Annotated in this window: 6 protein-coding genes and 1 tRNA gene; 3 read left to right on the top strand and 4 right to left on the bottom strand. The window is 43.6% G+C overall.

All coding sequences use genetic code 11. The annotated features are described in order from the left end of the window. The 3 genes from speB to PX636_RS09920 form a co-directional block, all read left to right on the top strand. A partial coding sequence (gene speB / locus PX636_RS09910; protein ID WP_288116983.1) for an agmatinase occupies positions 1–711 on the top strand: 711 nt, incomplete at its 5' end. A 46-nt stretch (positions 712–757) separates the two neighbouring features. After that, positions 758–831: transfer RNA gene (locus PX636_RS09915), tRNA-Val, on the top strand. A gap of 61 nt (positions 832–892) precedes the next feature. Then, on the top strand, positions 893–1942 hold the full coding sequence (locus PX636_RS09920; RefSeq protein ID WP_002735996.1) for a Rieske 2Fe-2S domain-containing protein: 1050 nt from the start codon (positions 893–895) through the stop codon (positions 1940–1942). Positions 1943–2429: 487 nt separating this feature from the next. Here the strand turns inward: PX636_RS09920 and PX636_RS09925 are convergent, their stop codons facing one another. The 4 genes from PX636_RS09925 to PX636_RS09935 all read right to left on the bottom strand — a co-directional run. Continuing rightward, positions 2430–3113: an N-acetylmannosamine-6-phosphate 2-epimerase gene (locus PX636_RS09925; RefSeq protein ID WP_147069026.1), complete on the bottom strand. Its 684-nt coding sequence runs from the start codon at positions 3111–3113 to the stop codon at positions 2430–2432. Between the two features lie 197 nt (positions 3114–3310). Beyond that, complete coding sequence (locus tag PX636_RS09930) at positions 3311–3820, bottom strand: inorganic diphosphatase (protein ID WP_004162542.1); 510 nt, start codon at positions 3818–3820, stop codon at positions 3311–3313. A gap of 161 nt (positions 3821–3981) precedes the next feature. Further along, entirely contained in the window at positions 3982–4176 is a 195-nt protein-coding gene (locus PX636_RS22865; protein WP_012267246.1) for a TLTLP motif-containing protein, read from the bottom strand. Positions 4177–4892: 716 nt separating this feature from the next. Further along, a partial coding sequence (locus PX636_RS09935; RefSeq protein ID WP_288116984.1) for an AI-2E family transporter occupies positions 4893–5121 on the bottom strand: 229 nt, incomplete at its 5' end.

Below are 5121 nucleotides of genomic sequence, written 5' to 3' on the forward strand. Positions count from 1 at the left end.
CTTAAGAGGGAAACCTGTTTAGAAGTGGGCATCTATACCCATGATGCGATCGCCGATACCCGTCAGCAACCGCAATTGTCCGCCGAGGAGATGTTAGCCGTCACCACAGCTACAGTTTCTCGTTTAATTGCCGATGATAAATTTGTCGTCGCCGTCGGGGGTGAACACGCTATCACTACGGGAGTAGTACAAGCTTACCGACAGGCTTTATCGGACCCTTTTACGGTGGTTCAAATTGATGCCCATGGCGATATGCGTTTTGAGTACGAAGGATCGCACCATAACCACGCCTGTGTGATGCGTCGGGTGTTAGAAATGGGTTTACCGACCTTACCCGTGGGAATTCGGGCTATTTGTCGGGAAGAAGCGGAATTAATCGCTAAACAGCAGATTCCTGTGATTTGGGATCGAGATATCGCCGGTGATCCGAATTGGATCGAAAATGCGATCACCAAAATTAGCACCGAGAAGGTATTTTTAACTATAGACGTGGATGGCATAGATCCGGCTTTAATTCCGGGGGTGGGAACACCTGAACCGGGTGGCTTAAGTTGGCATCAAACCCTAGGCTTTCTCCGTCGTCTTTTCCAAACTCATCAGGTGATTGGCTGCGATGTGATGGAATTGGCCCCGATTAGTGATTCGGTGGTCTCGGAATTTACCACTGCCAAGTTAATTTATAAGTTAATTGGCTATCAATTTACTGCCTAGGGGCTTGCCTAATTAGGAGCAATCGTGTTATAGTAGCAATTCGTGCGGACGTATAGCTCAGTTGGTTAGAGTACATCGTTGACATCGATGGGGTCACTGGTTCGAATCCAGTTACGTCCATAAGGTATAATCTTGATTTCTAATGATAGGATGAACGATCGAAGCTCTCCAGAGAAACCCTATGACTAGCTTACTGCGCGACTTTTGGTATGTGGCCACACCGGCAAATAAACTTAAACCCGGTCAGCTAATGGCCAAAAAAATGCTAGGTGAACCGATTGTTGTCGGGAGGAGAGAGGATGGAGAAGTGTTCGCATTGCGGGATATTTGCCCCCATCGTGGCATTCCGCTACACCATGGCTGGATTGAAGGGGATGGGGTGTACTGTTGCTATCATGGCTGGAAATTTAACACTAGCGATGGCGTTTGTTCTGAGATCCCCTCATTAACGGAACACGATCGCCTTGATATTAGCAGAATTTGTGTCACCAGTTATCCCTGTCGTGAAATACAAGGTCATATCTGGGTGTTTATTCCAGCAGACTCAAAAAGAGAAATTAATCGAGAAAATCTGCCCCCTGTGCCGACTATTGCCGATTTTGGCAAACTTACCCCCAAAATAGCCGAAACTATCACTTTTGACTGCAATATTGACCATGCGGTGGTGGGATTGATGGATCCGGCCCACGGTCCCTACGTTCATACTTCTTGGTGGTGGCGCAGCGGTCCGCGCAAATTTCGGGTCAAAGAAAAACAATACGAACCTGTTCCCCTCGGTTTTCGTCTTGCCCCCTATGATATGCCTGTAAGTGCGAAACCCTATAAAATTTTGGGTAATAAAGTATCGATTGAAATTGTTTTTGAATTGCCCTCGGTGCGTACAGAAATACTACGAGGTGATCGCTATTTGGCCTGTGCTTTTACAGCAATTACTCCCATCGATGAAAATCACTGCGAAGTCCATCAAAGTTTATACTATACGATTCCTTGGTTGGCATTTTTAACCCCTCTTTTGCGTTATTTAACTCTACAATTCCTCAAACAGGATCGCGATGTGGTGATTAAACAACAGGAAGGACTTAGTTATCATCCGGCTTTGATGTTAATTGATGATGCCGATACCCAGGCCAAATGGTATTATCGCCTCAAGCAAGAATACGAAAAATCTCAAGCAGAAAAACGGGATTTTGTCAACCCCATTAAAGCACAAATTTTACGGTGGCGCAGTTAGAATTTGATCATTTTATGACTGGACTTCCCCTTTGACAAAAGGTCATAACCTGTGCTGTAGGAGGGATTAAGAGAATTTCTGATGTCCTCTTACTGGGTACAAATCAGGGAAACCTTTCATAAATCTAAGGCTTTCTCTAAGTCTAATCATTGTCCTAAACTATGGCCACAAGTCTCGCCATTAAATCCTCTTGCTGTGGCTAATTTTGATAATATCATCGGGTAATTTTGAGAGGTTGCCAAGGGTTCTTTTTTTGACTTGATCTCCTTTTTAGCAAATATGATCCATCCCTGTCTATTAAGAAATATTACAATAAACATGGGTACGTTAAGAAAAGTTAACGGGTTTATCCATTGTAGTGACGAAAAAATTAACGGATTGACCGCAGGGATTGCCTATCAGCAATTCACAAACCGGGGGATTTTAATCGCTTTGGTTGTCGCTATTTTAGGAGGTGCGGCTAAACTTTTTGGTTTTTTCCCTCCCATTAATCTTTTGATAAAATTCCTTGTAAAAAAGCGGTAGTTTTTAAATCAATCCCTGTAATTGCCGTGCCAACAACTACCGAATATGCACCAACTTCGAGGGCTTTTTTTGCTTCTGTTGGAGTCGATATTCCTCCTTCACAGATAACAGGAACTGATAACTTATTAACTAATTCTTCTAGGAAAGAAAAACTCGGCGGTGGTAGATTTTTAGTTGCTTCTGTGTAACCGTAAAGAGTTGTACCGACAATATCAGCACCGGCTGCCACGGCATAAATAGCACTTTCGATCGAGTCTATATCTGCCATGACTAATTTACCAGTTTCCTGATGAATACGATCGATAATTGTGGCTAAATTTTCATCATTAGGACGCTTTCTTGGGGTAGCATCCAAGGCAATGATATCGGCACCCGCATCGGCAATAGCGAGAGCATCTTGATATTTGGGAGTAATATATACCGAACAATCGCGATAATTGCGTTTCCAGAGCCCAATTATCGGTATATCCGGCAATTGTTGACGGGTGGCTTTCAGATGAGTGGGACTATCAATTCTGACCCCACAAGCACCCCTATCCACGCAAGCATGAGCCATGGCGGCAATAATTACAGGATCGTGCAGAGATGACTCCACTGGCGCTTGACAGGAGACGATTAAACCCGATTTTAAGGTTTCTATTCGCATAAACTGGGGTGTAGGGTGTGGGAAGTGGGGTAGTGGGGAAGTGGGGTAGTGGGGTGTAGGGAGAAGCTTTTTTCAGTGATTAGTAAACAGTAAACAGTAATCAGTGAACTGAAAACTCACATCTGATAACTGATAACTGATAACTGATAACTGATAACTGATAACTAACCCCACCAACAAACTTTTTGCCGCAAACCTTACTTATAAGCAGCAATACACTGTTCAACTAAAGCGGTTACTGCGTCCACATCTTTCCAACCGAGAATTTCTGTGACTTTTTTCTCTAGATTCTTATAGGTTTTGAAAAACTCGGCGATTTCCTGCAAGCGATGGGGAGAGACATCTTTGAGGGATTTTACCTCAGCATAACGAGGATCTTTAGCGGGAACACAGAGAATTTTTTCATCGCGATCACCACCATCGATCATTTCTAACATACCAATAGGGCGCGCCGTAATCACACAGCCGGGGAAAGTAGGCTGATCCATGATCACCATACCATCTAAAGGATCGCCGTCATCGGCGAGGGTATTGGGAACAAAACCATAATCACAGGGATATTGTACCGAAGAATAGAGAACGCGATCGAGAGCAAAGGCGTTTAAATCCTTATCAAACTCGTATTTATTCTTACTGCCGGCGGTAATTTCCACTAAAACGTTAATTAAACCTGGTTTCGGTTGGGCAGGAATGCGCGATAAATCCACAAGCTTTCTCCAAATACAAGACAATAGCGCCTTTAGAGTCACCTAAAAGCGCAAGCAAAATTAAAACACACTTTGATTAACTCCGATCCAAATTTTACCCATAAGGGGGATCGGGACGAAGAAAAAAATTTTTATTTTGGCAATCGTCTATCTCAATTCTGTCACCTCATTTGCCTCGTTAGGGAGTAGGATGTGTTACCGGTAAGGGGTTCTTCGGTATAGTTAGGCGTGGAGTTATATCCAATCGCTAACAAGGGTAACGTTAGGGTCAGAATTGCGATCATGGTTCCGAGTAAATTGGCCCACCTATGACTAGGAGGTTCGGAAGTCTTCCCTGACGGGTTGCTTGATTCCATAAAGGGGTCGTGTTGAACTCGACAAGTAAAGAATACGAGAGATGTATAGAGCAGTCAGCCATTGGCCTTGAGCTTTTGGCAAATTACTGCTATTTTTTGCTTTTGAGCTTGGTTAACGTCTCGTTAAAAAGCGAAACATTAACAGCAATACTCTCCCTACTAATTATATTTTACCAATTCTTTTCCAAGAGTTCACTCTGATACTTTTCTTGACGATCTCTCCAGATCATGGTCTGTTGGTTTTTGTCCATGTCATACTAAATCAGTTTTTAATAACTGGATTTAGTATCAATCCACAAAAAAAAATGTCTGAAAGGCTTAAACCTTAAGCGATCCAAACATTTTTTCATTGCAATCGGAGGGTGATATTGACTTTATGTCTTAACTTCGAGCTTACGATAGAAACTTGGCTGTTAATGTAGCCTATTTAACCAAAATATCGATTTTTTGCTTATTTATCGGGATAGAAAATGACCTTTTCTTAAAATTATCGGAGTTTAGAGACAATTGGTTAGCTAATCTCCCAATAAGCCAGGCCCCAGAGACCAGCAAGGCATCCGTCAGGGACGGCGATCAGGGCAAGTGGAGTTAATCTACCAATATGGATATCATAACTCGATCGAGGGAGAAAAGCCAAGAACCTGCGAGAAAATTGCCGATTTCTCCCGGCCAATATTACTGCTCACATCGCCCTAGATCATGCCGTCAGTCATTCTTCAGCGAGAAACCACCTCGCTAGAGGATTCCGATTCTAGGGGGAGAGAGGGTTTAATTATCCCGTGTTTTGTCTCCTCTGGTGTCACTTGACGGATAACCTCCAAAGCTTCCTTGATCATTACTGCCATGGGAACCGCGACAATCACCCCCAGTAAACCGCCCACTCGCGCCCCCGTCAAGACCGAGACCAACACCCAAAAGGGATTTAACCCGGTGACACTGCCCAAA

The sequence above is a fragment of the Microcystis sp. M53598_WE2 genome, assembly GCF_030067735.1.
Taxonomy (GTDB): domain Bacteria; phylum Cyanobacteriota; class Cyanobacteriia; order Cyanobacteriales; family Microcystaceae; genus Microcystis; species Microcystis aeruginosa.

What these genes read in the sequence shown, in the direction of transcription:
- PX636_RS09925 (WP_147069026.1), bottom strand. Translation starts at nt 3,113, where the DNA reads ATGCGAATAGAAACCTTAAAATCGGGTTTAATCGTCTCCTGTCAAGCG.
- PX636_RS22865 (WP_012267246.1), bottom strand. Translation starts at nt 4,176, where the DNA reads ATGGAATCAAGCAACCCGTCAGGGAAGACTTCCGAACCTCCTAGTCAT.
- PX636_RS09920 (WP_002735996.1), top strand. Translation starts at nt 893, where the DNA reads ATGACTAGCTTACTGCGCGACTTTTGGTATGTGGCCACACCGGCAAAT.